This window comes from Ruegeria sp. J8, assembly GCF_056531925.1.
Genome location: NZ_JBQFMR010000014.1, coordinates 29165 through 55694, shown reverse-complemented (window position 1 = coordinate 55694; position 26530 = coordinate 29165). Strand labels below are relative to the sequence as shown.

Annotated in this window: 31 protein-coding genes; 19 read left to right on the top strand and 12 right to left on the bottom strand. The window is 59.4% G+C overall.

Annotation, left to right across the window (positions count from 1 at the left end; genetic code table 11):
• Positions 1 to 2 precede the first annotated feature (2 nt).
• The 3 genes from ACR0L1_RS21620 to ACR0L1_RS21610 all read left to right on the top strand — a co-directional run bounded on the left by ACR0L1_RS21620 (position 3) and on the right by ACR0L1_RS21610 (position 2412).
• Positions 3 to 563 carry a F0F1 ATP synthase subunit B gene (locus ACR0L1_RS21620; RefSeq protein WP_170787325.1) on the top strand — a complete coding sequence of 187 codons (561 nt, stop codon included), beginning with the start codon at positions 3 to 5 and terminating at the stop codon, positions 561 to 563.
• A 90-nt stretch (positions 564 to 653) separates the two neighbouring features.
• The gene (locus ACR0L1_RS21615) at positions 654 to 1469 is read left to right on the top strand and encodes a hypothetical protein (protein WP_480860736.1); all 816 of its coding nucleotides are present in this window, start codon (positions 654 to 656) and stop codon (positions 1467 to 1469) included.
• A gap of 82 nt (positions 1470 to 1551) precedes the next feature.
• Positions 1552 to 2412 carry a glycosyltransferase family 2 protein gene (locus tag ACR0L1_RS21610; protein ID WP_480505705.1) on the top strand — a complete coding sequence of 287 codons (861 nt, stop codon included), beginning with the start codon at positions 1552 to 1554 and terminating at the stop codon, positions 2410 to 2412.
• 35 nt (positions 2413 to 2447) lie between these two features.
• Here ACR0L1_RS21610 and ACR0L1_RS21605 read toward each other — a convergent pair whose 3' ends face one another.
• The gene (locus tag ACR0L1_RS21605; RefSeq protein WP_170787321.1) at positions 2448 to 3212 is read right to left on the bottom strand and encodes an FCD domain-containing protein; all 765 of its coding nucleotides are present in this window, start codon (positions 3210 to 3212) and stop codon (positions 2448 to 2450) included.
• Positions 3213 to 3364: 152 nt separating this feature from the next.
• Here ACR0L1_RS21605 and ACR0L1_RS21600 point away from each other — a divergent pair, with 152 nt between their 5' ends.
• From ACR0L1_RS21600 to ACR0L1_RS21580, 5 genes are all read left to right on the top strand, one after another.
• On the top strand, positions 3365 to 4573 hold the full coding sequence (locus ACR0L1_RS21600; RefSeq protein WP_480860734.1) for an aminotransferase-like domain-containing protein: 1209 nt from the start codon (positions 3365 to 3367) through the stop codon (positions 4571 to 4573).
• 35 nt (positions 4574 to 4608) lie between these two features.
• The gene (locus ACR0L1_RS21595; RefSeq protein WP_170775274.1) at positions 4609 to 5016 is read left to right on the top strand and encodes a hypothetical protein; all 408 of its coding nucleotides are present in this window, start codon (positions 4609 to 4611) and stop codon (positions 5014 to 5016) included.
• 140 nt (positions 5017 to 5156) lie between these two features.
• A complete protein-coding gene (locus ACR0L1_RS21590) occupies positions 5157 to 8612 on the top strand; it encodes a chromosome segregation SMC family protein (protein ID WP_480860733.1) in 3456 nt (1151 codons plus the stop codon).
• Positions 8613 to 8666: 54 nt separating this feature from the next.
• Positions 8667 to 9017, top strand: a complete 351-nt coding sequence (locus tag ACR0L1_RS21585) for a hypothetical protein (RefSeq protein WP_480505711.1) — start codon at positions 8667 to 8669, stop codon at positions 9015 to 9017.
• A gap of 233 nt (positions 9018 to 9250) precedes the next feature.
• Positions 9251 to 9589, top strand: coding sequence for an acyl-CoA thioesterase (locus tag ACR0L1_RS21580; protein WP_480860759.1), 339 nt, complete (start codon positions 9251 to 9253; stop codon positions 9587 to 9589).
• Positions 9590 to 9603: 14 nt separating this feature from the next.
• On the opposite strand, the gene ACR0L1_RS21575 is transcribed toward ACR0L1_RS21580, so the two are convergent.
• Genes ACR0L1_RS21575 through cobD form a run of 3 tightly spaced genes read right to left on the bottom strand, consistent with a single transcriptional unit; the run spans position 9604 to position 12662 of the window.
• Positions 9604 to 10767: a lytic murein transglycosylase gene (locus tag ACR0L1_RS21575; protein WP_480505713.1), complete on the bottom strand. Its 1164-nt coding sequence runs from the start codon at positions 10765 to 10767 to the stop codon at positions 9604 to 9606.
• A 12-nt stretch (positions 10768 to 10779) separates the two neighbouring features.
• Positions 10780 to 11700 (bottom strand): adenosylcobinamide-phosphate synthase CbiB, encoded by a 921-nt coding sequence (cbiB, locus tag ACR0L1_RS21570; protein WP_480860730.1) that lies wholly within the window; start codon positions 11698 to 11700, stop codon positions 10780 to 10782.
• Positions 11697 to 12662, bottom strand: coding sequence for a threonine-phosphate decarboxylase CobD (cobD, locus tag ACR0L1_RS21565; protein WP_480860729.1), 966 nt, complete (start codon positions 12660 to 12662; stop codon positions 11697 to 11699). The genes cbiB and cobD overlap by 4 nt, the downstream gene beginning before the upstream one ends.
• A 181-nt stretch (positions 12663 to 12843) precedes the next feature.
• Here cobD and ACR0L1_RS21560 point away from each other — a divergent pair, with 181 nt between their 5' ends.
• On the top strand, positions 12844 to 13206 hold the full coding sequence (locus ACR0L1_RS21560) for a response regulator transcription factor (protein ID WP_480860727.1): 363 nt from the start codon (positions 12844 to 12846) through the stop codon (positions 13204 to 13206).
• On the opposite strand, the gene ACR0L1_RS21555 is transcribed toward ACR0L1_RS21560, so the two are convergent.
• A complete protein-coding gene (locus ACR0L1_RS21555) occupies positions 13188 to 14177 on the bottom strand; it encodes a glutathione S-transferase family protein (protein WP_480860726.1) in 990 nt (329 codons plus the stop codon). The genes ACR0L1_RS21560 and ACR0L1_RS21555 overlap by 19 nt on opposite strands.
• 211 nt (positions 14178 to 14388) lie before the next feature.
• Here ACR0L1_RS21555 and ACR0L1_RS21550 point away from each other — a divergent pair, with 211 nt between their 5' ends.
• Positions 14389 to 14742 carry a hypothetical protein gene (locus ACR0L1_RS21550; protein WP_170775290.1) on the top strand — a complete coding sequence of 118 codons (354 nt, stop codon included), beginning with the start codon at positions 14389 to 14391 and terminating at the stop codon, positions 14740 to 14742.
• Between the two features lie 36 nt (positions 14743 to 14778).
• On the opposite strand, the gene ACR0L1_RS21545 is transcribed toward ACR0L1_RS21550, so the two are convergent.
• Positions 14779 to 15951, bottom strand: coding sequence for a MalY/PatB family protein (locus ACR0L1_RS21545; RefSeq protein ID WP_480860724.1), 1173 nt, complete (start codon positions 15949 to 15951; stop codon positions 14779 to 14781).
• A 94-nt stretch (positions 15952 to 16045) separates the two neighbouring features.
• Here ACR0L1_RS21545 and def (ACR0L1_RS21540) point away from each other — a divergent pair, with 94 nt between their 5' ends.
• From def (ACR0L1_RS21540) to speB, 6 genes are all read left to right on the top strand, one after another.
• Entirely contained in the window at positions 16046 to 16564 is a 519-nt protein-coding gene (gene def / locus ACR0L1_RS21540) for a peptide deformylase (RefSeq protein WP_170791624.1), read from the top strand.
• Positions 16561 to 17055, top strand: coding sequence for a peptide deformylase (gene def / locus ACR0L1_RS21535; RefSeq protein ID WP_480860722.1), 495 nt, complete (start codon positions 16561 to 16563; stop codon positions 17053 to 17055). Before def (ACR0L1_RS21540) ends, def (ACR0L1_RS21535) begins: the two co-directional genes overlap by 4 nt.
• 42 nt (positions 17056 to 17097) lie before the next feature.
• On the top strand, positions 17098 to 18012 hold the full coding sequence (gene fmt, locus ACR0L1_RS21530; protein ID WP_480860720.1) for a methionyl-tRNA formyltransferase: 915 nt from the start codon (positions 17098 to 17100) through the stop codon (positions 18010 to 18012).
• Positions 18013 to 18017: 5 nt separating this feature from the next.
• On the top strand, positions 18018 to 18254 hold the full coding sequence (locus ACR0L1_RS21525) for a hypothetical protein (protein WP_480860718.1): 237 nt from the start codon (positions 18018 to 18020) through the stop codon (positions 18252 to 18254).
• Between the two features lies 1 nt (position 18255).
• A complete protein-coding gene (locus ACR0L1_RS21520) occupies positions 18256 to 18492 on the top strand; it encodes a GlsB/YeaQ/YmgE family stress response membrane protein (RefSeq protein ID WP_170791620.1) in 237 nt (78 codons plus the stop codon).
• A gap of 62 nt (positions 18493 to 18554) precedes the next feature.
• The gene (gene speB, locus ACR0L1_RS21515) at positions 18555 to 19376 is read left to right on the top strand and encodes an agmatinase (RefSeq protein WP_170791619.1); all 822 of its coding nucleotides are present in this window, start codon (positions 18555 to 18557) and stop codon (positions 19374 to 19376) included.
• A gap of 2 nt (positions 19377 to 19378) precedes the next feature.
• Here the strand turns inward: speB and ACR0L1_RS21510 are convergent, their stop codons facing one another.
• The 6 genes from ACR0L1_RS21510 to ACR0L1_RS21485 form a co-directional block, all read right to left on the bottom strand.
• Positions 19379 to 19978, bottom strand: coding sequence for a COG3904 family protein (locus tag ACR0L1_RS21510; protein ID WP_480860716.1), 600 nt, complete (start codon positions 19976 to 19978; stop codon positions 19379 to 19381).
• A gap of 28 nt (positions 19979 to 20006) precedes the next feature.
• A complete protein-coding gene (gene rnhA / locus ACR0L1_RS21505; RefSeq protein WP_480860714.1) occupies positions 20007 to 20474 on the bottom strand; it encodes a ribonuclease HI in 468 nt (155 codons plus the stop codon).
• Positions 20467 to 21054 (bottom strand): class I SAM-dependent methyltransferase, encoded by a 588-nt coding sequence (locus ACR0L1_RS21500; RefSeq protein ID WP_331252145.1) that lies wholly within the window; start codon positions 21052 to 21054, stop codon positions 20467 to 20469. The genes rnhA and ACR0L1_RS21500 overlap by 8 nt, the downstream gene beginning before the upstream one ends.
• Positions 21051 to 21503, bottom strand: a complete 453-nt coding sequence (locus ACR0L1_RS21495) for a DUF3429 domain-containing protein (protein ID WP_170787294.1) — start codon at positions 21501 to 21503, stop codon at positions 21051 to 21053. The genes ACR0L1_RS21500 and ACR0L1_RS21495 overlap by 4 nt, the downstream gene beginning before the upstream one ends.
• The gene (gene ispH / locus ACR0L1_RS21490; RefSeq protein WP_480860712.1) at positions 21500 to 22450 is read right to left on the bottom strand and encodes a 4-hydroxy-3-methylbut-2-enyl diphosphate reductase; all 951 of its coding nucleotides are present in this window, start codon (positions 22448 to 22450) and stop codon (positions 21500 to 21502) included. The genes ACR0L1_RS21495 and ispH overlap by 4 nt, the downstream gene beginning before the upstream one ends.
• A gap of 188 nt (positions 22451 to 22638) precedes the next feature.
• Positions 22639 to 23211, bottom strand: a complete 573-nt coding sequence (locus tag ACR0L1_RS21485; RefSeq protein WP_170775314.1) for a LabA-like NYN domain-containing protein — start codon at positions 23209 to 23211, stop codon at positions 22639 to 22641.
• Between the two features lie 140 nt (positions 23212 to 23351).
• On the opposite strand from ACR0L1_RS21485, the gene folK reads away from it, so the two are divergent.
• From folK to ACR0L1_RS21470, 3 genes are all read left to right on the top strand, one after another.
• Complete coding sequence (gene folK / locus ACR0L1_RS21480; protein ID WP_480505734.1) at positions 23352 to 23921, top strand: 2-amino-4-hydroxy-6-hydroxymethyldihydropteridine diphosphokinase; 570 nt, start codon at positions 23352 to 23354, stop codon at positions 23919 to 23921.
• 94 nt (positions 23922 to 24015) lie between these two features.
• Complete coding sequence (gene rpoZ / locus ACR0L1_RS21475; RefSeq protein ID WP_170356736.1) at positions 24016 to 24369, top strand: DNA-directed RNA polymerase subunit omega; 354 nt, start codon at positions 24016 to 24018, stop codon at positions 24367 to 24369.
• A gap of 26 nt (positions 24370 to 24395) precedes the next feature.
• Positions 24396 to 26528 carry a RelA/SpoT family protein gene (locus ACR0L1_RS21470; protein ID WP_480860710.1) on the top strand — a complete coding sequence of 711 codons (2133 nt, stop codon included), beginning with the start codon at positions 24396 to 24398 and terminating at the stop codon, positions 26526 to 26528.
• The last annotated feature ends 2 nt before the right edge of the window (positions 26529 to 26530 follow it).

Here is a 26530-nt window from a genome sequence, read left to right as displayed (position 1 = left end):
ACATGCGGAATACTCTTGCCCTTATCCTGACACTCGGTGCTGCCAGCCCCGCGCTGGCCGCAAGCGGCCCGTTCTTCTCGCTTGGCAACACAGACTTTGTGGTCCTGCTGGGCTTTATCGTCTTCATCGCGGTTCTGTTTTACTTCAAAGTGCCCGGCATGATCGGCGGCGCACTGGACAAGCGGGCCGAGGGCATTCAGTCGGAACTGGACGAAGCTCGCGCCCTGCATGAAGAAGCGCGCAGCCTGCTGGCCTCGTATGAGCGCAAGCAACGCGAAGTTCAGTCTCAGGCGGATGCCATCGTGGCGGCGGCTAAGGATGATGCTGCGCTGGCGGCTGAACAAGCCAAGGTCGATCTGGAGAAGTCCATTGCTCGTCGTTTGGCGGCAGCACAGGACCAGATCGCATCGGCTGAGGCTTCGGCCGTGAAAGAAGTGCGCGATCAAGCCATCACTGTTGCTGTTTCTGCAGCAAACGCGGTTCTGGCCAAGCAGATGACGGCTACCCAGGCCAACAAGTTGATCGACGCGGCCATCGCGGATGTAGGCGAAAAGCTGCACTGAAATCTGGACAAAGTTTGAACTTTGACCCGAAAGCTCGCTTTCGGGTCAAAGTGTTTTAGAAGACCTTTTGCCTGAATTGCTGGACTTCTTATGAACATTCTCGGCGTCGTTCGAAATGGTGGAGAATCTCTGACCGAAACGCTCTTGCGTATCGAACAACTACGGGCGCAGCTAGACAGCAGTCGCGTGATTATCGCGACCAACGATAATTCAGACAACACCGATGATATCCTGCAAGACTACGCGGCTATGAGCGCGGGTGTTGATATACTCTTTCTTGATAGTATGGCCGGCCTCTTCGAAGAACGTGTGGAGCGTATTGCTGCAGCCAGAAATACAGTTCTTGAGCACCTTCTAACCAGCAGTCCGATCCATCCACTGACCCTGGTTCTTGATATGGACGGACCCAACACGCAGATGGATCCGAGTCAGGTGTTGAACGCGGCGGTGCGTCAGGTGCCACAGTGGGACGCTGTGTTTGCCAACTCATTGCCCGCCTACTATGACCTATACGCGCTGCGATGCGCAGGCTGGTGCGAACAAGACCCGTGGCGAGAGCTTGCGGCGCTAAAGCGGCCCAGGATGTTTCGCAGTGTCTGGTGGCGACGGATGCAGCGCAAAATCATTTATAGTCGCCAATACTCGATGCCGCCTGATACGCCAATGATTGAGGTGGACAGTGCTTTTGGTGGGTTGGGCCTGTACAAGACCGAAGCTTTGCATGGTGCCACGTACCGGCCACGGGATGAGACCGGCCACGTCACCTGCGAGCACACAACCCTGCATCTTTCGCTGCGCAACGCGGGAAAGCGTCTTTTCATTGACCCCGGTCTTACGACTTTGGCACAAACCGAGCATATGGGCCCCGGCAGCGGAAAGCGCATTCCAAAGAAGCTGTTGCAATGATCAACTTGTCAGTGTTGATGCAACCGGACAGAAACTCTGTTGCTGCGTCAACGCAGCTCGGCCTTGGGTAAAAGGATTATGCATGGCGAAAATGCCCAAGATAAGTCTGGTCATTCCAAACCTGAACTGCGCCGATTTTCTCGAGCAGACCATTACGTCAATTGTCAGCCAATCTTATCCTAATCTTGAGCTGATCTTGTCGGATGGAGGCAGCACAGACGGGTCGCTTGATATTGTCGAAAGATATCGCGGGGCATTCGCACATATCATATCCGAGCCGGATACCGGGCAAGCCAACGCGGTCAACAAGGGGTTTGCTCTCGCCACTGGCGAGGTCATGGGGTGGATCAATTCCGATGATGTCCTAATGCCGGGTGGGCTCGGACTTGTTGGGTCTCTTTTTGCGCTAAAGTCAAAGTTGGACTGGGTGACGGGTAAGCTCACGACGATAGACGAGGCAGGGTGTATCTTGGCCTCTCGACGTCCAAGACCAATTTCGTATCAACGGTTTCTTGCGGGCGACTATCAGTGGGTGCAGCAGGAGTCGACATTTTGGCGACGCAGCTTATGGGATAAAGCCGGTGGACAGCTTGACGAGCGCCTGTCCTTGGCTGTCGATGGTGAGCTTTGGCTGCGGTTTTCGCGCTGCGCCGAACTAATAGCAGTTCACGACAAGATCGGTGCGTTTCGGTTCCGCAAAGGCCAGCGCTCAGAGGCCATGGACGCCTATCATGCAGAAATGCTAGCTGTGATAGCCGCTGAAAAGCAGAAGGCAGACAGCGCGGACGCAGTTACGAAATCCATTGTGGCCGCGCCCACCATACTGCGGAGCCGGTCGGAAGCTGACAGCACCTTTCCCGGACTGATCGACTACGATCCTAAACCGTTGAAGCACTTGAGCCTTTGGAGACACCGGTGTGAACGAGCTATTCGGAAGCTTTGAACCTCGCTGACATTCAGGCGGTCCATCATGTCAGATCAACGCGTTTCATGATCCAGTCGCTGCCGCGCGATTTCTTCGTTCCGTAAAGCCTTTTGGTGATCTTGTGTGCATTGTTGAACGAAGTTCAGGTGTTTCTGAACAGCCTCGCGGGCGCCTTCCGGGTCGCGCGCCTGTAGCGCGGTATTGATTGCACGGTGCTGATCCAAGATGGCTTCTCGGGTTGTGCGTTGATTGAACATCATTTGACGGTTGTAAAAGACGCCTTGGCGCAACAGGTCGAACATCGACCGCATCATATGCAGCATTACGACGTTATGGCTCGCCTCGATAATGGCCATGTGGAATTGCGCGTCCAGATTGGCCTCATCTTTCGGAGCGTTGCGGGCATGGGCGGCCTCCATCTTTTCAAAGATCGTTTGGACCACTTTCAGGTCGCTTTCTGATCCCATTCTCGCTGCGCGCTCAGCCGCCAAGCCCTCCATGTCCCGACGGAATGAGAGATAATCGAAAACTGCTTCTGGATGACTGCCAAAAAGGCGGATCAGGGCGGGTGAAAAGGCAGAGCCCAACACCTCGGCCACATAGATCCCGGATCCGGCCTTGGCGGCCAAAAGACCTTGCTCCTGAAGCTCCGAAATCGCCTCGCGCAAGGATGGGCGCGACACGCCCAACCGCTCGGCGAGTTCGCGTTCAGCGGGCAAGCGCTCGCCGGGGCGTAGAATGCCGCGCAGGATCAGCAGCTCGATCTGCCGTACCACTGCGATTGAGAGCTTCTCGGTCTGAACTTTTTGGAAGGGCATGGGGATGTCGTCGCTGAAATTGGTCAATTCATATGACCATGGAATGCAGGCGGGTACAAGAATGTCGCGGCCTTGAGGTGAGAATAGGTCAGAATTATTGACTTTAAAAAAATCCTCGATACGCTGCCCATGTCCGAACAGGGAGGGGGCACATGTCGACACAAGCGCTGTTCGCTACGCGTGCATCGCGAATGAAAGCGTCCGAGATCCGCGAGTTGTTGAAACTTCTCGATCAGCCCGGAATCATTTCCTTCGCTGGCGGTATTCCCGACCCGGCCTTGTTCCCGAAAGAAGAATTTGCGCAGGCGTTCCAGACCGCAATGACCGCAGATCACAGTGACCGCGCGCTGCAATATTCGGTCAGTGAGGGCTATGGTCCTCTGCGTGAATGGCTGGTCGATCATATGCGGGGCAACGGCATTGATTGTGGGGCTGAGAACATCCTGATCACCTCGGGGTCACAACAGGCGTTGGACTATCTTGGCAAGCTCTACCTATCGCCCGGGGATACCGCCTTGGTCGGTTGGCCAACCTATCTGGGGGCGATCAACGCGTTTGACGCCTATGAGCCGCGCTTCGACAGGCTGCACCTGAACGGCAACCAAGGAGCGGCGGAGTACGCCGCGGCAGCGGGCGAAGGGCGGGTAAAATTTGCCTATTTGTCACCGGACTTCGCCAACCCGACAGGTGAGACCGTTGATTTGCGCGCACGAGAGGGCCTGCTGGATCTGGCTGATGCGCTGGATATCGCGGTGATCGAGGATGGGGCCTATCAGGCGTTGCGTTACGAGAGTGATGCGATCCCGCCCATTCTGGCACTGGAGCAAAAGCGTAAGGGCTCGATCGAGGCGTGCCGGACGATCTATTGCGGCAGCTTCTCGAAAACCCTTTCGCCGGGCTTGCGTGTGGGTTGGATCGTGGCCGCGCAGCCAGTGATCCAGCAGCTTGTTCTGATCAAGCAGGCGGCTGATCTGCATTCGCCAACACTCAACCAGATGGCGACCGAGCAGGTGGCGCGCACCTGTTTCGATAGCCACATCCCGATGTTGCGCCGAACCTATGGCGCGCGCCGAAACGCGATGTTGCAGGCGTTGGAGGACTATATGCCCGACGGGGTAGAATGGACCCGGCCCGAAGGCGGGATGTTCATCTGGCTGACCTTGCCCGAAGGGGCCGACGGCGCCGCGCTGTTGGCGCGGTCGCTGGAGACAGTCAAGCTGGCCTTTGTACCCGGTCGGGCGTTTTTCCCCGATGGTAGTGGGGCGAATACCGTGCGACTTAGCTTCTCGAACTCTGATGAGGCGACGATCCGCGAAGGGATCGCACGATTGGGGCAGGTCCTGAAAACCCAGATCGGGTAAGGTTTCATTAACGGTTTGCCCGCAACACTGGGCGTATGATCCGGTATCTGTCTCTCCTGGTGCTGGCCGCATGTTCGGCCGGCACGCCCCATTTTCGCGATGTGCCAGCCACGCGCGTGGCGGTGAATGGCAGTGTCTTTGACGTGCGCGTGCGTGGTGAACTGGCCGAGGCGGTGCGGATCAACATGCAATACGCGCCGCGGCTTGGTCCAATCCGCGACCGCGCAGCATTGGCAATGGCACAGGTGTCGGGGTGTCCGATTCTGGATGTGCTGGGGGATGCCGCAGTCACCGTTGGTGTACTGGGCTGTGATCGAGAAATGGCCGAGCGCCTTTTGCTGACTGCAATTTCGCGCCCGAACTATGAATGCGTAGATACGGGCGTCTTCGACGATATCGGCGGCGATTACGGCTATCAGGTGTTTGAATGCACGCCCTACTGACCTGCGCGTAATCTTGCGTATTTGAGCAAGATGTTGTGGATAACTCGGGTCGAATTCCCATATCCTGCGCAACTGCGTTGACAGGTCCCCAATCCCTTGCGCAGACTTCAAGCATATAGGAATCACGGGACTCATTGCCTTTGCGCTTTAGCAAACTCAAACTCACCGGCTTCAAAAGCTTTGTCGATCCGACCGATTTGATCATCGCGGATGGGCTGACCGGTGTGGTGGGGCCAAATGGTTGCGGCAAGTCCAACCTGCTTGAAGCGTTGCGCTGGGTGATGGGCGAAAACCGCCCCAAATCCATGCGCGGCGGGGCGATGGAAGATGTGATATTCGCAGGGGCGGCCACGCGTCCCGCGCGCAACTTTGCCGAAGTGGTCCTGACTATGGACAATTCGGAACGGTTAGCGCCTTCGGGGTTCAACGACACGGACCAGTTGGAAATCATCCGCCGCATCACCCGCGACGTCGGCAGCGCCTACAAGACCAACGGCAAGGACGTACGCGCGCGCGATGTGCAGATGCTGTTCGCGGATGCCTCAACCGGGGCGCATTCGCCAGCGCTGGTGGGGCAGAACCGTATTGCCGAGCTGATCAACGCCAAACCCCGTGCCCGGCGGCGTATTCTGGAAGAGGCGGCTGGAATATCGGGCCTCTATCAGCGGCGGCATGAGGCCGAGCTGAAACTCAAGGGCACCGAATCCAACCTGACCCGCGTTGATGACGTGTTGGAACAGTTGGGCACGCAGCTGGCGCAACTTGCGCGTCAGGCCCGTCAGGCCGCGCGCTATCGCGAGATCGGTGAACAATTGCGGCAGGCCGAGGGAATGCTGCTCTACCGTCGTTGGAAAGAGGCCGATATGGCCCGCCAACAGGCCGAGGAGAAGCTGCGCGATCGGATCACAGAAGCCTCGCGTGCTGAGGCAGAGGCCCGTGCCGCCGCCGCAAAGCGCGCCGAGATCGAAGAAACCCTGCCGCCGCTGCGTGAGGAAGAGGCCATCGCCGCCGCCGTGTTGCAGCGCCAGCAGGTGCAGCGTGACCAGCTTTCTGATCAGGAAACCCGCGCCCGTCAGACCATCGAAACGCTCACCAACCGTATTCAGCAGTTGAGCAATGATATCGAGCGTGAAACCGGCCTGAACCGCGATGCGGGCCAGATGATCGAACGGCTGGAATGGGAAGCCCGCGAGCTGACAAAGGCCGCGGAAGGTCATGATGACAAGGTGGCCGAGGCGGCCGAAATCGCGCGCGAGGCGGCGTCGGTCTTGCAGGATCGTGAAGATCACCTGTCACAACAGACCGAGGATATGGCTCGTCTGGTCGCCCGTCACCAATCGGCGCAACGTTTGGTCGAAGACAGCCGCAAAACGCTGGCCCGGTCCGAGAGCGAAGAGGAAAAAGCGCGCGGTGCTGTGAATGAGGCGCACGAGGCGCTGACTCGCGCCGCCGAAGCATTCGAAGCCGCGCAAGAAGGCGAGGAAGAAGCACGCGAGGCCGCCGAGGCCGCCGAAGAGGCACTGGCCGCCGCCGATGAGCTGCGCAACGAAACTCAGGCGCGCGAGGCCGAGGCTCGGGCCAAACGCTCCGAGGCTGAAGGTGAATTAGGCGCGATCCGGGCCGAAACCACCGCGCTGGCCAAACTGGTCGAACGCGACACCGCAGAAGGCGGACAGGTGCTGGATCTGCTGCGCGTGGCACCGGGATACGAAAAGGCGTTGGGCGCGGCTTTGGCCGATGACCTGCGCGCGCCTCTGGTTGAAGGCGACGGGCCATCCGGTTGGGTGCAGGTTGCAGGCTATGACGCCGATCAGCCGCTGCCCGAGGGGGCCGAACCGCTGGCGCTGCATGTTTCCGGCCCCGACCGCCTCAGCCGCCGCATTGCGCAGATCGGTCTGGTCGGTTCGGATCAGGGCGCGCGTCTGCAGGCCTCGCTGAAACCCGGTCAGCGCTTGGTCTCGCGCTCGGGCGACCTGTGGCGCTGGGACGGGTTCCGCGCCTGGGCCGAGGATGCCCCAAGCGCCGCCGCCCTGCGCTTGGAACAGCTGAACAAGCTGGAAGCGTTGAAACAGGAACTCACCCGGACCGAGGCGCAGGCAGATGGCGCGCGGGCGGCGCATGAGGCGCTGTCGCAGCAACTGGCCGACGTGACCGAGGCTGACCGCCGTGCGCGCGACGCCCGACGGGCCGCCGATCAACGTATGGCCGAAACTGCACGCGCGCTCAGTCGGGCCGAGGCGGATCGCAATCTCGCGCAGGGCAAGCTGGAAACCCTGACGCTGGCCGTCGACCGCCATAAGGAGGACGCCATGTCCGCCCGCGCCCAACTGCGCGAGGCCGAGGGCGCACTGACCGGGCTGGGGGACCTCGACAGCGCCCGCGCGCAGGTTGAGGACATCAAACAAACGGTCGAAGCTGCACGGATCACCATGCTGACCCACCGCTCGACCCATGACGAATTGCGCCGCGAGGGCGAGGCGCGGACCCGCCGCAGCCAAGAGGTGACAAAAGACCTCAGTGGCTGGAAGCACCGATTGGAGACGGCGGAAAAGCGCATCTCGGAATTGGTCGAACGCAAGGAAAGCTCGGAGGAGGAGCTTGCCGATGCCATGGCCGCCCCCGGTGAAATCGCCGAGGCGCGCGAAGAACTGAACGAATTGATTGAAGCCGCCGACGCGCGTCGTGCCGAGGCTGCGGACAAGCTGGCCCAAGCCGAGGCTCAGCAGCGCGAATGGGTGATGGCCGAACGTGATGCGGAACGTCTGGCCTCGGAAGCGCGCGAAAGCCGGGCCGCCGCCGAAGCGCGCTCTGACGCCGCCAAAGAAAGCGTAACCGCCGCTGCGGAACGCATCGCCGAGGATCAGCAGCTGACGCCGAACCAGTTGCTGAACCAGCTGGACGTGAACCCAGACCAGATGCCCGCCGCCGACGCGCTTGAGGCCGAGGTCAACCGCCACAAACGTCAGCGCGATGCGATGGGTGCGGTGAACCTGCGGGCCGAAGAGGACAGCAAAGAAGTTCAGGAAGAATTCGACACGTTGAACAGCGAAAAGGCTGATCTGGAAGAGGCGATCAAGGCCCTGCGCAGCGGTATCGCCAGCCTCAACCGCGAAGGGCGGGAACGTCTGTTGACGGCGTTTGAACAGGTGAACTCGAACTTTGCCATGCTGTTCAAGCATCTGTTTGGTGGTGGAGAGGCCAATCTGGTCATGGTTGAAAGCGACGATCCGTTGGACGCGGGTCTCGAGATCATGTGTCAACCGCCGGGCAAGAAACTCTCGACGCTCAGCCTGCTCTCGGGCGGCGAACAGACCCTGACTGCAACCGCGCTGATCTTTGGTGTGTTCCTTGCCAACCCCGCGCCGATTTGTGTGCTGGATGAGGTCGACGCGCCTCTGGACGACGCCAACGTGACGCGGTTCTGCGACCTGCTGGACGAGATGTGCCGCCAGACCGACACGCGGTTCCTGATCATCACCCACCATGCGGTGACGATGGCGCGGATGGACCGGCTGTTCGGCGTGACCATGCAAGAACAGGGCGTCAGCCAGTTGGTTTCAGTCGACCTGAAGAAAGCCGAACAGATGGTCGCCTAACCTTTCACTGCAACGTTATGCCTGTTGCAGAGCAGTTCGGTTTAGACTGTTCCCATGACGCGACTATTGATCCTCACCTTGCTGACCGCTGGCCCCGCCCTTGCCGCCGAATGGCCCACGAAACCCGGAGACGTCCCCCTGTCGCCCGAAGAACTGGACGCTTTGGCCGGACGCACGCTGACATTTTTTGACGACGGTCAGGCAAAATTCTCGGCCGGAGGGGCCTATTCCTACACCTACGCCAGCGGAGACGCCGCCTTTGGCACCTATTCCATCGCCGAGGACGGCAGCGTCTGCATCGCCTATCGTAATGGGTTCAGCAGGTGCGATCTGTATGTGCGCAGCGGTGAAAGGTTGGTGCTGATTGACGAAAAAGGGGATCGGTATCCGGTACGGCCGGAGTAGTCATCCGGGCCTTGCGGCTATTTAGAACTTTCCCATATGGCACCGCGAAACGGGTGGGTGTAACTGCTCGCTGGGCAGACCTGGTAGATTGAGTAAAATTACGCCAGACACAACCTCTTGAAAGGACATAATCAGTGACGGAAGACACGGACAGCCGGTTGGCGCGTGGTAAGAAGCTTGGATCACATGGTCGCCAGCAGGATGAAGGCGTTCTTGTCATTCGGACCATAGCAATGCCAGCCGACACAAACCCGGCAGGGGACATATTTGGCGGCTGGTTGATGTCCCAAATGGATTTGGCGGCGGGAAACATGGCCGCGCGTGTTGCGCAGGGTCGAACGGCCACAGTTTCCGTACAGGCGATGCAGTTTCTTCAGCCAGTAAAAGTTGGGGATGAGGTGACGCTCTATGCAACGCTGGTGAATGTTGGGCGCACGTCTATAAGGGTTCATGTGGATGTCTGGGCGCGTCCCAGGCAATCGGACAATGGACAAAAGGTAACGGATGCGGATTTCGTTTTCGTTGCTTTGGATAGCAACGGTGCCCCGCGACCGGTGTTCGAAGACGAGTAGAGCCGTTTGATCAGCTATAGGCTGTTCAACAATTCCACCGTTGGCCACGCATCCGCAGGCAGCCCCAATCGCTTTTGCTCTGCCTGCACCGCCGCCCGCGTACCAGCCCCCAGAATACCGTCGATCTTGCCCACGTCATACCCACGCGCCTGCAGTTTGGTCTGTAGCTGCTTCATCTGCGCCCCTGACAAACCTTGCGCCGGGTTGCCCGCGTCGTAAATCTGCGCACCCTCCAGTCGGGTGCCGAAATAGGCGGCGGTCAGGACGTAGGTAAAGCTCTGATTCCATTCGAAATAGACGTCGAAATTCGGATAGGCCAGAAAGGCGGGCCCCTTATGGCCCTGCGGCAGGATCAGCGAGGCGGGCAGGTTGGACAGCGACCCGCTGCGGGCCTGAACGCCCATGGCCTGCCACTCGGACACTGGGCGCGGTTTGCCGGGGCCGGACAGCGACCAATCCATTTCGCTGGGCACACTGACCTCTTGCAGCCAAGGCTGACCCGGTTGCCATCCCAGGCCCGACAGCATCTTGGCCCCCGACATCAGCGCATCCGGGGCCGAGGTTTTCAGCGACACCTTGCCGTCCCCATCCCCGTCCACACCGTTCTCAAGAATATCGCGGGGCAGCATCTGGACCATGCCGATTTCTCCGGCCCAAGCCCCGGTGGTGCGGGCGGGGTCGAAATTGCCCTGCTCGTACAATTCGATGGCAGCGAAGATTTGCGGACGGAACAGCTCGGGCCGACGGCAGTCATGGGCCAGCGTCACGAGCGCATTGCGGGTGTTGAAATCGCCTTGAAAGGCACCGTAATCGGTCTCGAACGCCCAGAAGGCCAGCAGTACGCCGCGTGAGATGCCGTAATCGCGTGCGATCCGGTCAAACACGGCGTCATATTTGCGCGACATAGCCTGCCCGCGATCAATGCGGTTTTGCGAGATCAGACGGCGCGAAAACTCGATGAACGGCTTCTGGAACACGCCTTGCGCGCGGTCGGCTTTCAGCACCGCGCTGTCCTGCTGCACGCCGTTGAAGAAGGCGTCGACGGTGGCGCGGTCAAAGCCCTGTTGCACGGCCTCGGATTTCAGGCCTTTTACGAAACTATTGAACCCGCCGCCGCATTGGGCAAAGGCGGGTGACACAAAGAGGGCGGCGACCATAAGGCCAGAGAGCAAACGCATGAAACGGGTCCGTCAGAAAATGAAACTGACCCCAACCGACACCGACACGATGCCAAGCGCAAGCCCCCAGACCCGCCAGAGCATGTCGCATGCGCGGAAAACCTCTGACGCGCCAATCTCGCGGGGGGCGTCGCCATTGACCCAGGCCAGATCGCGCAGCTGCCCGTCATAGCTGCGCGGTCCAGCCAGGGCGACGTTCAAGGCGCGGGCCATGGCGGCCTCAGGCCAGCCAGCGTTGGGCGAGATATGGCGGCGGGCATCCGCGACCATCTGAGGCCAGCGCGCCCATTGGCCCGACAGCGCCACGATCATCACGCAGGTCAGGCGGGCGGGGATCAGGTTAAGTACATCGTCCAACCGGGCCGAGGCCCAGCCGAAGTCGCGGTATTTTTCGCTGCGGTAGCCGATCATGCTGTCGGCGGTGTTTACGGCCTTGTAAACCAACAGACCGGGCAGGCCGCCGAGAAGAAACCAGAAAGCGGGCGCGATGACCCCGTCGCTGAGGTTTTCGGCCGCGCTTTCGATCGCTGACCGCGCGACCTGCGCCTGCGTCATGTCGCGTGTATCGCGCGAGACGATCATCGCCACTTTTGCCCGCCCGTCTTCCAGCGAGATGGCCAAACCGGTGCCAACATCGCGCACATGGCTGACCAGTGACTTCTGAGCCAGCAGAATGGCGCAGGCGATTATTTCGACTACTGGTCCCAGAAGGGTCAGCGCGCGCCCAATAATCAATGCGCCGCACACCAACAAGGCGACAACCGCGACACCTTTCAGACGCCGTTGCGCACCGTGGTTGAGGCGTTTGTCAAGCCAGCCAATAAGGTTGCCGATCACGACGGTGGGGTGTTTCACCCGCGACCACAGCCAGTCGGGCTCGCCCAGGGCCGCATCCAGACAGAGGGCGCAGACCAGAAGGAAGGCGGTGCTCACAATGCCGCCTCAAGCCGGGCCCAGCCGTCTGCTGGTGGCAAGCCCAGACGCAGGTAAGTTGTCGAATAGGGGAAGATGCGGCTCCAGATATGAGCGTGGGCCAGACGGTCCTGCCACTCGGCGGCGTCTTCGACGGAGTAAAGGCGAAAGAGCGGTGTACCCCCGACCAAACAGGCACCCTGACCCGTCACGAGGGTATCCAGCCGGTCCGCGCCTTGCTGAAGATACCGTCGGGTGGCTGCGGCCCAGCCCGTGTCCTGCAAAGCCCGCGCGCCAATTCGCAAAGCAGGACCCGAGACCGCCCATGGGCCAGTCAGATCGTTCAGCCGTGCGATCAGCTTTGGTTCGCCGATGGCAAAGCCAAGGCGCAGCCCGGCCAACCCCCAGAACTTGCCAAAGCTTTTCAGCACGATCACGCCGGGCCGCTCGGCCAGATGGATCAGCGATGCTTCGGGGGCGACATCGCAGAAACTCTCGTCAATGATGGTCAGCAGCGCGTTGGCGTCGGCCTCGGTCCAATAGCGACCATCGGGATTGTTGGGGTGAACGATCACACGCGCGTCGGCTGGACCTTCGGGCTGAACGCTCCAGCCTTGCGCGGAAAAGGCGGCGGCGTGCTCGTTATAGGTGGGGGTTGTGATCTGAACCCGCCCCTGCGGCGCCAAGGCCGGAATGCGGGCGATCAAAGCCGAGGCGCCGGGCCCAGGCAAAATCGCGGCGTTATCAGGCACGGACCAGAATTGGCGGGCCGCGTTGGTCAGTTGCTCGAACGCGCCGTGGTCGGGCAGGGCGGTCCAATCCTCGGCACTCAGGTCAGACATCGGGTAGGGCTGCGGGTTGATTCCGGTCGACAGGTCCAGCCAGTCTTGCCGCGATCCGCCATAGGCTTGGATAGCATCATCCAGTCCTCCGCCATGGTCGCGACGGGCGCGCGGGTTCAAGTTTTTGTCAGAGCTTGTCATTAGGTTCTCGCCGGAATCGCGCGTTTCGGCCCGTTTCAAGCGGATTTTTGCCATTTGCACAAGCGAATCCGTGCCTCGGCGGCAACCGGAAAACAGCGTTAACCCTTTGTTAAGGAATTGGCGTGATCACAAACTCAGGGGTCGGCACCGTTCACCACTTCATGTGCCGAGGTTGTTACTTATGAATGTTTTGATTGTTGAGAGTAATCCCGACCTAGGTCGGGTCTGGAAGCGGCACCTTGAACGTCAAGGCGCTGAGGTCACGCTTGTCGCCGGGCAAGAGGCCGCGATCCTCGCGCTTTACGGGGTCGCGTTTGACATTATCGTGCTGGATTTGGTGCTGGAGGCAGGCAGCGCGCTGGCCGTGGCTGATTTCGCCAGCTATCGCCGCCCTGAGGCGCGGGTGATCTTCGTCACGAACACCACCTTTTTCTCGGACGGGTCCATCTTTGCCCACAGCCCCAATGCGTGCGCCTATGTGCAAAGCGGAACGCCGCCAGAGGATCTGGCGGCGATGGTCGAACACTACGCGGCGGATCGCTGACCGCGCCCATGCGGTTCTGCGTAATCCAGCACTGGATTGGTCGGGATGATGCGGTGCGGATTGATGCTTTCATGGCTGTAGTGGTAGTGGCGCACGATGTGCTCCATGTTCACAGTGGGCGCGACGCCCGGCCATTGATACAGCTCGCGCGTATAGGCCCACAGGTTCGGATAGTCGATCAGCCGCCGCCGGTTGCATTTGAAATGCAGGTGATAAACCGGATCGAACCGGATCAGGGTCGTGAACAAGCGCCAATCGGCCTCGGTGATGCGATCCCCCATCAGGTAGCGGTTTTGGGACAGGCGATCTTCGAGCCAATCCAGCGTATCGAATAGCGGCCCAACAGCGCTGTCATAGGCGGCCTGGCTGGTGGCGAAGCCGGATTTGTAGACGCCATTGTTCACGTCGGAATAGATCCGGGCGTTGACCGCTTCGATGTCATCGCGCATCGTCTCGGGCCAGTAATCGTCGTTATTGCCCGTGATGCCATCAAAGGCCGAATTGAACATACGGATGATCTCTGAACTTTCGTTCGAGACGATCGTTTCCTGTTCCTTGTCCCAAAGGATCGGCACTGTGACACGGCCGGAATAGGACGGGTCCGCCTTGGTATAGATTTGATGGGCATAGTCCAGCCCGTACAGATCATCCCCGGTTGCGCCTTTGTCGTCTGGCTGAAAGTTCCAGCCCTTGTCCAGCATATCCGGATGCACGACCGAGACAGAGATCAGATTGCTTAGCCCCTTGAGTTCCCGGAAGATCAGGGTGCGATGTGCCCAGGGGCAGGCGTGGCTGACATAGAGGTGATAGCGTCCAGCTTCCGCCTTAAACCCGCCCTTGCCCGAGGGGCCCGCGCTGCCATCGGCGGTCAGCCAGTTGCGGAACTGCGCAGCGCTGCGTTTGAACGCGCCGCCGGTGGATTTGGTGTCATACCAAGTGTCGTGCCATTTGCCATCGACCAACAGGCCCATCTTTGTCCCTCCGAAATCCGATTTCGGCAAACATAGGGTGTCGCTCGGGTCGGTTCCATGCGAGGGCGCGCGCATCTTGCCTGCGTCATTGCACAGGTCGATCCGGGATTTCCGCGCAACAGATTGAAATCGGTTTGTTTCAGGTTCTCAGCTTCATTGGATTTTTACGAAGAGTTGCTCACAATAGTATGTACTGCGGGGGAAAATTGTTATGACGACCTATGTTTCTAAGGAAATAAGCGCCGAATTGGATGCGGCGCGAATCGCGGGGTTGAAAAAGACCAGCCGCCTTCGTGTCGAAATCGGCGACAATACGTATAAAATTCTGAGATTGTGGAAAGACGGCTTCACGGTTGAGGCCGCAACGACGCCGAAATTGCGCGGGTTGGTCGATATCTATGACGGTGCGAACCATCTGTACCAATGCCTGATCATCGCTGACGAAGATGAGGCGGGTGAGATGCGGTATGAGTTCAAGCGTAGCACTGCCGCCTCGGATAAGGCTCCTTTGGATTTCTACCGTGCGCCGGATGCGCCCATCGCGCTGCTAGGCCATAAGGACTAACGGGATGCCCGACGGACAGACCGCCGGGCCTTCCGATCACTGCAAATCTGCAAAAGCACGCTTCAGCCGGGCGCATGCGTCCTCGACACGGCTGCGCTGAGTAGCAAGGTTGAAACGCTCGAAGGTTTCTCCGCCTGCTCCGAAGCCGGGGCCGGGTGAGGTGGCGATTTTGGCATCTTCTCGCAGACGTCGGGTGAACTCGGCATGGTCCATGCCTGTGCCCGAAAAATCGACCCAGGCCAGATAAGTGGATTGCAACGGCATTGACCAAAGGCCGGGGATTTCAGCAATCGTCGCGTCGAACAGTTTGCGGTTTCCGTCCAGATGCGCGACCTGCTGGTCGGCCCATGCGGCGCCCTCGGGCGTGTAGGCGGCGGTGATCATCGCCACACCTAGCGCGCTGGGGTCATAGTCCAGCGCCTGAATGCGGTGGCGCATGTCCGCGCGCAGCTTAGTATCGGGAATTATCATATTCCCGGTGCGTTGACCGGCGATGTTGAAGGTCTTGGAAGCCGCCGTCAGGGTCACCGTCCAAGGGCGCGCATCAGGTGCTGCAACATCCATCGGCACAAAGATGCTGCCGGGATAGACCAGATCATGATGGATCTCATCCGACACCAGGATCAGCCCGTTCCGTTCGGCAAATGCCGCGACCGCGCGCAGCTCGTCCGGTGTCCAGACCCGGCCCGAGGGGTTCTGCGGTGAGCACCACAGCAGCATCTTTTCCGACCCGTCCAGTCGCGATTGCGCATCCTCGAGGTCAACGGCATAGCTTTCACCATCACGCACCAATGGGCATTCGACCACGCGGCGGCCGGATTTGTTCACTTTGTGCGCGAACTCATGGTAAACAGGGGAGAAGATCACAATCCCGTCGCCCGGCTGAGACCAGACATCCAGACACAGGGCGATCGCGTTGCCCAACCCCTGCGACGTCAGGACCCAATCTGTGTCAATCTCCCACCCGTGGCGATTTACCATCCACCACTGGACCGAAGCCAGATAGTCCGGATGCATCCAGGAATAGCCGAACACACCGTGATCGACGGCCTGTTGCACGGCATCAATCACGCAAGGCGCTGTGCGATAATCAGAATCCGCAGTCCACATGGCCAGCCCGTCATCTGGCGAAATGCCATAGAGGCGCTCCATCTTGTCCCATTTTGAACTGTTGGTGCCCCGGCGGTCGGTGAGGTCGTTGAACGTCATGTCATCTCCATCTGTCGCGACGAAAGCTAGTTACAATCGCGGCAGGTGCAAGGGGGGCGTTGCGGCGGATCGCGCGATGGCCTAAATCAACCTCATGAAACGCACTATTCTGATCCATCCCGACCCCCGCCTGAAAAAGGTCTGTGCCCCTGTGGCCGATCTGACGGATGAGCTGCGCAAGCTGGCCGACGACATGCTGGAGACGATGTATGACGCGCCCGGCGTCGGGTTGGCCGCGCCGCAGATCGGTGTGCTGGATCGGTTGATAGTGTTGGATTGCGTCAAGGAAGAGGGCGAGGCCCCGCGCCCCTTGATCATGTTCAACCCCGAGATCATCGCGTCGTCCGACGAAACCAATGTGTACGAAGAAGGTTGCCTGTCGATCCCCGAGCAATATGCCGAGGTCACCCGTCCCAAAGTCGTGGATGTGGCCTGGATCGACCGCGACGGCAACGCGCAGCAGGAAACCTTCGACGGCCTTTGGGCCACCTGTGTGCAACATGAGCTCGACCATCTGAACGGTAAGCTGTTCATCGACTATCTCAAACCGCTGAAACGCCAGATGATCACGCGCAAAATGCAAAAATTGAAACGTGAAATGGCCCGCGCATGACGGTCCGCGCTTGTCTGCCGTGGCCTGACAAACGTCTGCGCACCAAGGCGGAAGACGTGGCAGAGGTCACCGATGAAATTCGCGCCATCTGGAACGACATGATCGACACGATGGAGGCGATGCCCGGCGTCGGCCTCGCCGCGCCTCAGATCGGGGTGATGTTGCGGCTGGCCGTGGTGGATGGCTCGACCGAGCGGGGCCGGGCCGTTCGTCTGGCGAACCCCGAAATCCTGCACAGTTCGATTGAGCTACGTGAACATGATGAGGCCAGCCCCAACTTGCCCGGCGTTTCGGCCAAGGTGAAACGTCCGCGCGCGGTGACGGTGAAGTTTCTGAATGAACAAGGCATGATCGACCGTCGTGACTTTGTGGGGATCGAAGCCACCAGCGTACAGCATCAGATCGACCATCTGAACGGTCGGATGTATTTCGACCGGCTCAGTAAAATTAAACGTGACATGCTGCTGCGCAAAGCCAAGAAACTCGGGTAGCCCGGGGCGTCTGCCCTGCATCCCCAGCTCCGGAGGACCCTCATGCGTATCATCTTCTTGGGAACGCCCGACTTCTCGGTACCGGTGTTGGATGCTCTGGTTGCCGCCGGACATGAGATCGCCGCTGTCTATTGCCAGCCACCGCGCCCAGCAGGGCGTGGCAAAAAGGACCGTCCTACCCCGGTTCACGCACGGGCCGAGGTATTGGGGTTCGACGTTCGCCACCCGGTCTCGCTCAAATCGCCCGACGAACAAGCGGCGTTTGCGGCCTTGGACGCAGATGTCGCTGTCGTTGTCGCCTATGGCTTGCTGTTGCCGCAAGCCATCCTGGATGCGCCGAAACATGGCTGTTTGAACATTCACGCCAGCCTGTTACCGCGCTGGCGCGGGGCTGCTCCGCTTCAGCGTGCGATCATGGCGGGCGACGCTCAGACGGGTATCTGCATCATGCAGATGGAGGCCGGGCTGGATACCGGCCCGGTCCTGTTGCGTCGGGCTACGGATATTGGGCCGCTGGAAACCACAGCGCAGCTTCATGATCGATTGTCAGAAATGGGCGCTGCTATGGTGGTTGAAGCGTTGGAGGAGCTGCCGAACCTGACCCCTGAGGTTCAGCCTGAAGATGGCGTGACCTATGCTGCGAAGATCGACAAATCCGAGGCGCGCGTCGACTGGGCGCGTCCTGCCGCCGAGGTTGATCGGCAAATCCGGGGCCTGTCCCCGTTCCCCGGCGCCTGGACCGAGATCGAAGGCGAGCGGGTCAAGCTTTTGTCCTCTCGGCTGGCCGCTGGGCAGGGCGCTCCGGGAGAGGTTCTGAATGACACACTCCGCGTGGCCTGTGGCGACGGCGCGGTTGACCTTTTGCGGCTGCAACGGGCAGGGAAAGGGGCGCAGGATGTTGAAACCTTTTTACGGGGGTGGCCTGTTTCGACCGGAACGCGGCTCAGTTCGGAGTAAACCAGATGTTCATGATATTGATGGGCACCGTCGTGATTGCCGGGATCGTGGGGTATCTGGCTGAAAAAACCGGATTTACCCACAATGGATACCTGCCCTCGATCATCATTTGCGCGGGCGGCGCGTTCCTGTTCTACTTTGTGCGCATCATGTTTGGCATCAGCTTCGGCCCGCCCGGACTGGACGCGGTCCTGTCATCCATCGGGGCGCTGATCATCGTGCCCACTCATTGGAGGAAATAACGTGCCCGTCATCGCCCTTGTCATCATCGGAGCCGCCGCCGGGTTTCTGGCGACACGACTGATGCGGATCGAGGCCGATATTCCCACAACCATGTTGATCGGCATCGTTGGCGCGCTGGTCGGCGGGTTCCTTCTACGTGCATTGATCGCCGTAGCGGGCTGGCTGTCGGGCTTTGTCGGTGCGGTTTTGGGTGCGTTGTTGGTGATCTGGATCTGGCAGACATACCTGCGCCGTTGACCTCTTGACCTTTCGGAATCAATTCGGCCAGATCGCCGCAGAATTTATCTGAAAGGTGTTCCATGCCACAGGATCTGAACCCAGGTGACGTCGCACTTATGGGGGTGCCTCTGGATCTTCATTCCTCGTTTCTGCAAGGGCCCGCCTTTGCCCCTGGTCGTATTCGCGAGGCTCTGCATTCCGGAGCCGCTAACCTGACCGCAGAGGATGGCACAGATCTCGGCGCGACCGACCGCTTCAAGGATACAGGCGACCTGGATGTGTTCGAGATGATCGGACAGGAACCTATCGACCGGATCGAAGCTGGTGCTGCTGCGCGGATTTCAAGCGGTGCGCGACTGTTATCTTTGGGAGGGGACCATTCGGTTGCCTATCCGCTGATCAAGGCGCATTCGGAACGGTATGAGGGGTTGAACATCCTTCATATCGACTCGCATCCAGACTTGTATGACAGTCAGCAGGTCGGTCCGCTGGGCCATGGCTGCCCTTTCGCGCGGGTAATGGAAACCTGCGCAATTAACCGTCTGGTGCAGGTTGGCATCCGTACCATGAACAAGCACCAGCAGGAACAGGCCGACAAGTTCGGAGTCGAAGTGATCGACATGCAAAGCTGGCGCCCCGATCTTGAAATCAGCTTTGATGGCCCTGTTTACCTCTCGCTGGATCTGGATGCGTTGGACCCCGCCTTTGCGCCTGGCGTGTCGCATCATGAACCCGGTGGGTTAAGCACCCGCGAGGTGATCAACCTGATCCACCGTTTCAAGGGGCAGTTGGTCGGCGCTGACATCGTCGAATTGAATCCTCATCGTGACCCGTATGGGATGACGGCCATGGTGGCTGCGAAATTCGTCAAAGAGATCGGAGCCAGGTTGCTGTCACGCTGAGGTCATCGCGCGTCGCAGGTTGCGGATGATCCAAGTTGCGGCACATTACGGGTCGTGAGGGCGAACCGTTCAACTTCGGTCGCGCTCATCCAGTGCATGTCCTCGGCCGAGGCCGCGTTAAGCGTGTACCAGTAGAAGGCCGGGTCAACACCGATATCGGCATAGTAGTCCAGGTACCGGTCATGCTCTGAGTCGTCTTTGGGGATTTCGGTGGCCACGATGTTCAAGCCGCCCCAGCTGTGCACGCCAACGCAGGCATCAGGTTCCAGAACGCGGCGGTTGCCTGCCAGAAACAGGTCCGTGCCGCCCGACGCCACCATGCCGTCTGACGGAACAATCGTGTCAAACCCCAGTTCCCGCACGACACGCGAGAAGACGACATTTGCGTCATCGTCCACGGAGCCTTCAATATATTGCAGGACAAGGGTTTTAGCCTGCGGATTGCTGCGGATGACCTCCTGAAAGGCATGCAAGGACGTGTGGTCGATAGTGCCCGAGGCGACAATCCGGTCGCTCTGTGCCTCAAACCGCAGGGCGTCGTAGGATGGGGTACACCCGGCCATAAGGGCGAAACTGACTGCAAAGCAGAACTGTGGTTTCATGGCAGGTGTATTCCTTTTGGCGCGCCGTCTAGGCCCTTGCTTTCTTGGGCTTGAACGGGGCCATGCCCGTCCGGGCCAACTCGTCGGCTTTTTCGTTTTCAGGATGGCCCGCGTGACCTTTGACCCATTCCCAGGTCACGTCATGGCGGGTTTGTGCCTCATCCAGCCGCTGCCACAAATCTACATTCTTAACAGGCTTCTTGTTCGAGGTCTTCCAACCGTTCCGCTTCCACCCGAAAATCCACCCCGTGACGCCGTTTTTCACGTAGGCGCTGTCAGTCACAACGGTGATCTTCGAGGCCCGCTCCAATGTTTCTAGCGCGCTGATCGCAGCCAGCAGTTCCATCCGGTTGTTTGTGGTTTCGGCCTCGCCGCCGCTGAGTTCCCGTTCTTTCAGGACATTGTCGCCATCCATCGCGCGCAGCAGAACCCCCCAGCCGCCGGGGCCCGGATTGCCGGAACATGCGCCGTCCGTATAGGCGAACAGCTCAGGCATGGGCCAGCACCAGAATGAAACCGTCATATGAACCCGCAAGGCCGGCACCCACGCCCGTCGTGATCCGGTCGATCGTGAACCCGGACTTTGTCATAGCCTCCTCGATTTCAGTTTGTGAAAAATAGGTGTAGTAGCGATCCAGATCGTCGCGATGTTCACCCGTGCCCAGTTTCAGGCCCAGAAAAAAAACACCCTCGGGTTTCAGCGCTTTGTGGATGGCGGACAGATGCCGCGCAAAATCCGCGCGCGGGGCGTGCAGCAGGGAAAAGCTGGCATAGATGCCGTCATATTCAGCCTCTTCCGTCACGTCGTCAAACGTGCCCAGACGCGCGTCAATCCCGTTCTGCTGCGCATGTTCGACAAAGGCGGGCGTGGCATCAAGGGCACGGACACGCAGCCCTTCGCGTTGTAGAAAGGCGCTGTCCGATCCGGGGCCGGAACCGAGATCCAGCACATAACCGCCTTCCGCAACCGCTTCGGCAAAGGCCATGCGGGCTTCGATTTGTTCGGGGGGCAGGGGGATGCTCAGATATTCGGCCACGCGGGCAGTGTAGGCGTCAATCGTTCTCTTGTCGGTCACAGGTACACTCCAACGGCTAAGCAGGCCAGAACAACGGCCGTCAGCATCATGCGCAGACGCATCCACCAGACCGGCGTCAATCGCCAGTATGAGAACACAGCGTCCAGCAAAAGCAACCCGGCAAAACCCCACATCAGGTTGGTGCCTGCAGCGACCGGCCCGCCGCCCGTTTTCGCAAAGGCCCAAAGTGCGGGCAGAACCGAGAGCAGATAGCAGGTCGCCGCCTTGCTACCAGATGTCTTGGTCGAAAAACCCCACAGCACGCCGGACATAAAGCTGAGGATGACAGAGCCGTAGAACAACTGCACATAAGGTCCCACAAAACGAGCCCCAAGCGCCTGAGTACCCCAAGCGTGCAGATCGTCATTCAGGTAGGTCAGTGCGCCCCAGACAAAGGGGATCAGCCCGGCCAGCCCCAGAAATAACGGGGCTCTTGGTATGCCGCTCATGCCGGTTCGCGCAGCACGCGCGGGACTTTGAACTCGACGTTCTCAACAGCGGTTTCGACCATCTCGACCGTCACGTCGTAATGGTCGCGAAATGCGTCGATCACCTCGTTGACCAGAACTTCTGGGGCCGAAGCCCCGGCGGTGATGGCAACCGAGGAAATCCCTTTCAGCGCCCGCCAGTCGATATCGGTGGACCGTTGCACCAGTTGGGCATAGTCGCACCCAGCACGTGCGGCGACCTCGACCAAACGACGCGAGTTTGACGAGTTCGGCGCGCCCACAACCAACAGGGCGTCGGATCTGGGGGCGACGGCTTTGACGGCCTCTTGCCGGTTAGTGGTGGCGTAGCAGATATCTTCTTTATGCGGGCCGACGATGGCGGGAAACCGGGCTTCAAGCGCGGCTATGATATCCTTGGTGTCATCGACTGACAGGGTGGTCTGAGTGACAAAGGCTAACTTTTCGGGGTGGCGCACCTGAACGGTGGCGACATCCTCGACCGTTTCGACTAGCAGAACTTCGCCCTCGGGCAGTTGCCCCATCGTGCCGACGGTTTCGGGATGGCCCTTGTGGCCGATCATGATCATCTGCAACCCGGCCTCAGCATGGCGCTGCGCCTCGACATGGACCTTGGATACCAGCGGGCAGGTGGCGTCGACATAGATCATTTCGCGCTGTGCGGCTGTGGCCGGGACGGATTTTGGCACGCCATGGGCCGAGAAAATCACCGGGCGATCATCGGGGCATTCGTCCAGTTCCTCGACAAACACCGCGCCTTTTTCGCGTAAACCGTCGACCACGAACTTGTTGTGCACGATCTCGTGGCGCACATAAACCGGCGCGCCCCATTTTTGCAGGGCCAACTCAACGATTTTGATCGCCCGGTCCACGCCGGCGCAAAACCCGCGCGGGGCGGCAAGATACAAGGTCAGTGGGGGCTTGTTCATGTCACATACTCCTTACGGCCACAGGTAGGTCTTTTCCTCGCCATGGTCCAGACAGGACTGTGTCATTCAACTGACATGAATCAGTGTTAGCAATCAGATGTTTCAGCACCTGTTCCTAGTTTAAGCAACGCGGTCAGGGCATTTGCCCCGACCGCGTCGATTTTTAAGCCGAACTGACGGGGGCGGTGTTACTGCCCACTTGCCGCGACGCTGCGCGGCTCCATCGGGACGTCACGCGGAGGGCGGCCGATTACGTCGCGCAAATCCTCCAGCTCGATGAAGTTGTCGGCTTGGCGGCGGAGCTCGTCCGAGATCATCGGCGGCTGGCTGCGGATGGTCGAGACGACCGAAACGCGCACGCCCTGACGTTGCAGGCTGGCAATCAGCGGGCGGAAATCCCCATCGCCCGAAAACAGCACGATATGATCAACGCGCGGTGCCAGTTCCATGGCATCGACGGTCAGTTCGATATCCATGTTCCCTTTGACTTTCCGACGCCCCATGCTGTCGGTGTATTCCTTGGCGGGTTTCGTCACCATGGTGAAGCCGTTGTAATGCAGCCAGTCCACCAGGGGTCGGATCGGGGAATACTCGTCATTTTCCAGTAGCGCTGTGTAGTAGAAAGCACGAAGCATCTTGCCGCGACGCATGAATTCTTGGCGCAGCAATTTGTAGTCGATGTCAAACCCCAGTGCTTTTGCGGCCGCATAAAGATTGGAGCCGTCGATGAACAGCGCTAGCCGTTCGTCTTTATAAAACATAAATAGGTCCTTCCGGTATCTACCAGAACGCCGGGTGTTACGTGAGTGAGCTTAGGAAATAGGCGGCGCGCTGATACGCCTATAATTAGTGTTTTTAATGTGTATCGCAAGTATGCAATTCACCGAATATAGGGAGTAGAATGCGCAAGATTACGTCAGAATCGGTGATCGCACTGGGTGCAAATCTCAATTTGAGAGGTGATGGGCCCAAGGTGACACTTGAGAAGGCTCTTGACGCACTAAAGCGTCAGGGGGTGGTGATTCGCGCGGTCAGCCGCTTTTTTGAGACACCGTGTTTCCCAGCCGGCGCGGGGCCAGACTATGTTAATGCCGCAGCTTTGATTGAGACAGAAAAGACGCCGTCCGAATTGCTGCATCTGCTGCATGAGGTGGAGAAGGAATACGGGCGCGAGCGGATTCAGCGCTGGGGGATGCGGACGCTGGATTTGGATCTGGTGTGTTTTGGTGACGGCGTATTGCCCGACCGGACGGAGTACGAACGCTGGAGGACACTGCCGCAAGATGACCAGATGCAACGCGCACCGGACCAGTTGATTCTGCCGCATCCGCGGCTTCAGGATCGCGCATTTGTGCTGGTTCCGATGGCCGATATCGCCCCGGATTGGGAGCATCCAGTCTTGGGTCAGAGCGTTCGGGAAATGCTGGCGCAGCTACCTGCCAATGAAATTGCCTCTGTCACCCCTTTGTGAAGGGTGCATTTGCAGCATTTCTTGCTTGTCAAGGCGGGGATTCGCCCTTAGATAAACCTCTTCCTGACATGGATTCAGAAACGGAGAGCGCCCCATGGCCCGCGTGACGGTAGAAGATTGCGTAGACAAGGTACAAAACCGGTTTGAGCTGGTGATGCTTGCCGCCCATCGTGCGCGTGAGATTTCGGCCGGTGCCGCGATCACCGTGGACCGCGACAACGACAAGAACCCGGTCGTGTCGCTGCGCGAAATCGCCGATGAAACCCAAAGCGCTGATGAGCTGCGCGAGCGCCTGATCGAGGCCAACCAGACCCAGATCGAGGTTGACGAGCCTGAAGAGGATCAGATGGCTCTGCTGATGGGAGCGGAATCCGACAAGCCCGCCGATGACGACATGTCCGAAGAGAAGCTGCTGCGCGCTCTGATGGAGGCTCAAGGCCAGGGGTAATCCCCAAAGACGAAGGTGCGGACCGGATGATTTCTGCTGAAGACCTGATTGCGCTGGTCCGCAACTACAACCCCAAGACAAATGCTGACCGCATAACCCGAGCTTATGAGTTTGGGAAACTGATGCACGAAGGTCAGTTTCGCCACTCGGGCGAGCCCTATTTCACTCATCCCGTTGCCGTTGCCGCCATCCTGACCGAACAGCGTCTGGATGATGCCACGATCATTACCGCGCTGCTGCATGACACGATCGAGGACACAAAAGCCAATTACAGCAAGGTGTCCGAGCTGTTTGGCGATGAAGTGGCCAAGCTGGTCGATGGGGTCACCAAGCTGACCAACCTGCAGCTGTCCAGCCGCGAAACCAAACAGGCCGAGAATTTCCGTAAACTGTTCATGGCCATGTCCAAGGATTTGCGGGTCATTCTGGTCAAGCTGGCCGACCGTCTGCACAATATGCGCACGATCAAGGCGATGCGCCCGGAAAAGCAGATCGTCAAGGCGCGCGAGACAATGGACATCTACGCGCCGCTTGCCGGCCGGATGGGGATGCAATGGATGCGCGAAGAGCTGGAGGACCTGGCCTTCCGCGTGCTGAATCCCGAAGGCCGCCAGTCGATCATCCGGCGGTTCATCACTCTGCAACGTGAAACCGGCGATGTGATCCACCGGATCACGGGCGACATGCGGTTCGAGCTGGAAAAAGCCGGGATCGAAGCCGAGGTCTTTGGCCGCGCAAAGAAACCCTATTCGATCTGGCGCAAGATGCAGGAAAAGGATCAGGGGTTCTCGCGCCTGTCCGACATATACGGGTTCCGCATCATCACCCAGACGGAAGAAGATTGTTACCGGACGTTGGGCGCAATCCACCAACGCTGGCGTGCGGTGCCGGGGCGGTTCAAGGACTATATCAGCCAGCCAAAATCCAACGGCTACCGCTCGATTCACACCACAGTGTCGGGGCGCGACGGTAAGCGCGTCGAGGTGCAAATCCGTACCCGTCAGATGCACGACGTGGCTGAGACGGGTGTGGCGGCGCATTGGTCTTATCGGGATGGGGTGCGGTCGGAAAACCCGTTTGCAGTCGATCCAGCCAAGTGGATCGCGAACCTGACCGAGCAGTTTGATAGTGAGGATGACCACGAGGATTTCCTCGAAGCAGTTAAGCTTGAGATGTATTCGGACCAGGTGTTCTGCTTCACACCCAAGGGCGATGTGGTGAAACTGCCGCGTGGGGCGACACCAATAGATTTCGCTTATGCGATCCACACACGGATCGGTCATGCCTGCGTTGGCGCCAAGGTAGATGGTATCAGGGTTCCGCTATGGACCCGGATCAAGAACGGCCAATCGGTTGATGTCATCACCGCGGACGGTCAGACCCCGCAGGTCACTTGGCTTGAGATTGCTGTCACCGGCAAGGCCCGCACCGCCATCCGGCGCGCTCTGCGAGAGGTGGATCGCGAGCGCTTTATCAAACTGGGCAAAGAACTGGCGCGCTCGGGCTTCGAACATGTGGGGCGCAAGGCCACAGACAAGGCGCTGGAGACGGCCGCTAAACACTTGCGCCTGAAGGATCGAGACGAACTGTTGGCCCGGCTAGGCAGTGCCGAACTGACCGCCCATGATGTGGTCAGCGCCGTTTACCCGGAACTGACGCAGGATGAAGGCGACGCCATCCCGTTGCGCCGTGCCGTAATCGGGCTTGAGCCGGGGCAGAAATTTGACCGCGCGCCGTGCTGTCAGCCTCTACCTGGTGAACGCATCGTCGGCATTACCTATCGCGGCAAAGGCGTGGTGGTTCACGCCATCGACTGTAATCGTCTGACCGAGTTCGAGGGCGAGCCCGAGCGGTGGGTTGACCTGCATTGGCATACCGGAACCCATCCGGCGGTCTACGGTGCAACGCTGGAGTTGACGATCGGGAATGATGCGGGCGTACTGGGGCGTATTTGCACATTGATTGGCGAGAAAAAGGCCAATATCTCAAACTTGGAATTCGTTGATCGCAAACCGGATTTTTACCGATTGTTGATCAGTGTCGAACTGCGTGATCTCGAACAGCTGCATTCGCTGATGCTGATGCTTGAAGCCGAAAGCGACGTAGCGGCGGTGGAACGGTTCAGGGACAGGTCCAAGACCGCCGTGGCGGCTGGCTGAGA

Excerpts from the sequence above, each read along its gene's own strand:
- ACR0L1_RS21620 (WP_170787325.1), top strand. The coding sequence starts at position 3 with ATGCGGAATACTCTTGCCCTTATCCTGACACTCGGTGCTGCCAGCCCC.
- ACR0L1_RS21615 (WP_480860736.1), top strand. The coding sequence starts at position 654 with ATGAACATTCTCGGCGTCGTTCGAAATGGTGGAGAATCTCTGACCGAA.
- ACR0L1_RS21610 (WP_480505705.1), top strand. The coding sequence starts at position 1,552 with ATGGCGAAAATGCCCAAGATAAGTCTGGTCATTCCAAACCTGAACTGC.
- ACR0L1_RS21605 (WP_170787321.1), bottom strand. The coding sequence starts at position 3,212 with ATGCCCTTCCAAAAAGTTCAGACCGAGAAGCTCTCAATCGCAGTGGTA.
- ACR0L1_RS21600 (WP_480860734.1), top strand. The coding sequence starts at position 3,365 with ATGTCGACACAAGCGCTGTTCGCTACGCGTGCATCGCGAATGAAAGCG.
- ACR0L1_RS21595 (WP_170775274.1), top strand. The coding sequence starts at position 4,609 with ATGATCCGGTATCTGTCTCTCCTGGTGCTGGCCGCATGTTCGGCCGGC.
- ACR0L1_RS21585 (WP_480505711.1), top strand. The coding sequence starts at position 8,667 with ATGACGCGACTATTGATCCTCACCTTGCTGACCGCTGGCCCCGCCCTT.
- ACR0L1_RS21580 (WP_480860759.1), top strand. The coding sequence starts at position 9,251 with ATGCCAGCCGACACAAACCCGGCAGGGGACATATTTGGCGGCTGGTTG.
- ACR0L1_RS21575 (WP_480505713.1), bottom strand. The coding sequence starts at position 10,767 with ATGCGTTTGCTCTCTGGCCTTATGGTCGCCGCCCTCTTTGTGTCACCC.
- cobD (WP_480860729.1), bottom strand. The coding sequence starts at position 12,662 with ATGACAAGCTCTGACAAAAACTTGAACCCGCGCGCCCGTCGCGACCAT.
- ACR0L1_RS21560 (WP_480860727.1), top strand. The coding sequence starts at position 12,844 with ATGAATGTTTTGATTGTTGAGAGTAATCCCGACCTAGGTCGGGTCTGG.
- ACR0L1_RS21555 (WP_480860726.1), bottom strand. The coding sequence starts at position 14,177 with ATGGGCCTGTTGGTCGATGGCAAATGGCACGACACTTGGTATGACACC.
- ACR0L1_RS21550 (WP_170775290.1), top strand. The coding sequence starts at position 14,389 with ATGACGACCTATGTTTCTAAGGAAATAAGCGCCGAATTGGATGCGGCG.
- ACR0L1_RS21545 (WP_480860724.1), bottom strand. The coding sequence starts at position 15,951 with ATGACGTTCAACGACCTCACCGACCGCCGGGGCACCAACAGTTCAAAA.
- def (WP_170791624.1), top strand. The coding sequence starts at position 16,046 with ATGAAACGCACTATTCTGATCCATCCCGACCCCCGCCTGAAAAAGGTC.
- def (WP_480860722.1), top strand. The coding sequence starts at position 16,561 with ATGACGGTCCGCGCTTGTCTGCCGTGGCCTGACAAACGTCTGCGCACC.
- fmt (WP_480860720.1), top strand. The coding sequence starts at position 17,098 with ATGCGTATCATCTTCTTGGGAACGCCCGACTTCTCGGTACCGGTGTTG.
- ACR0L1_RS21525 (WP_480860718.1), top strand. The coding sequence starts at position 18,018 with ATGTTCATGATATTGATGGGCACCGTCGTGATTGCCGGGATCGTGGGG.
- speB (WP_170791619.1), top strand. The coding sequence starts at position 18,555 with ATGCCACAGGATCTGAACCCAGGTGACGTCGCACTTATGGGGGTGCCT.
- ACR0L1_RS21510 (WP_480860716.1), bottom strand. The coding sequence starts at position 19,978 with ATGAAACCACAGTTCTGCTTTGCAGTCAGTTTCGCCCTTATGGCCGGG.
- rnhA (WP_480860714.1), bottom strand. The coding sequence starts at position 20,474 with ATGCCTGAGCTGTTCGCCTATACGGACGGCGCATGTTCCGGCAATCCG.
- ACR0L1_RS21495 (WP_170787294.1), bottom strand. The coding sequence starts at position 21,503 with ATGAGCGGCATACCAAGAGCCCCGTTATTTCTGGGGCTGGCCGGGCTG.
- ispH (WP_480860712.1), bottom strand. The coding sequence starts at position 22,450 with ATGAACAAGCCCCCACTGACCTTGTATCTTGCCGCCCCGCGCGGGTTT.
- ACR0L1_RS21485 (WP_170775314.1), bottom strand. The coding sequence starts at position 23,211 with ATGTTTTATAAAGACGAACGGCTAGCGCTGTTCATCGACGGCTCCAAT.
- folK (WP_480505734.1), top strand. The coding sequence starts at position 23,352 with ATGCGCAAGATTACGTCAGAATCGGTGATCGCACTGGGTGCAAATCTC.
- rpoZ (WP_170356736.1), top strand. The coding sequence starts at position 24,016 with ATGGCCCGCGTGACGGTAGAAGATTGCGTAGACAAGGTACAAAACCGG.
- ACR0L1_RS21470 (WP_480860710.1), top strand. The coding sequence starts at position 24,396 with ATGATTTCTGCTGAAGACCTGATTGCGCTGGTCCGCAACTACAACCCC.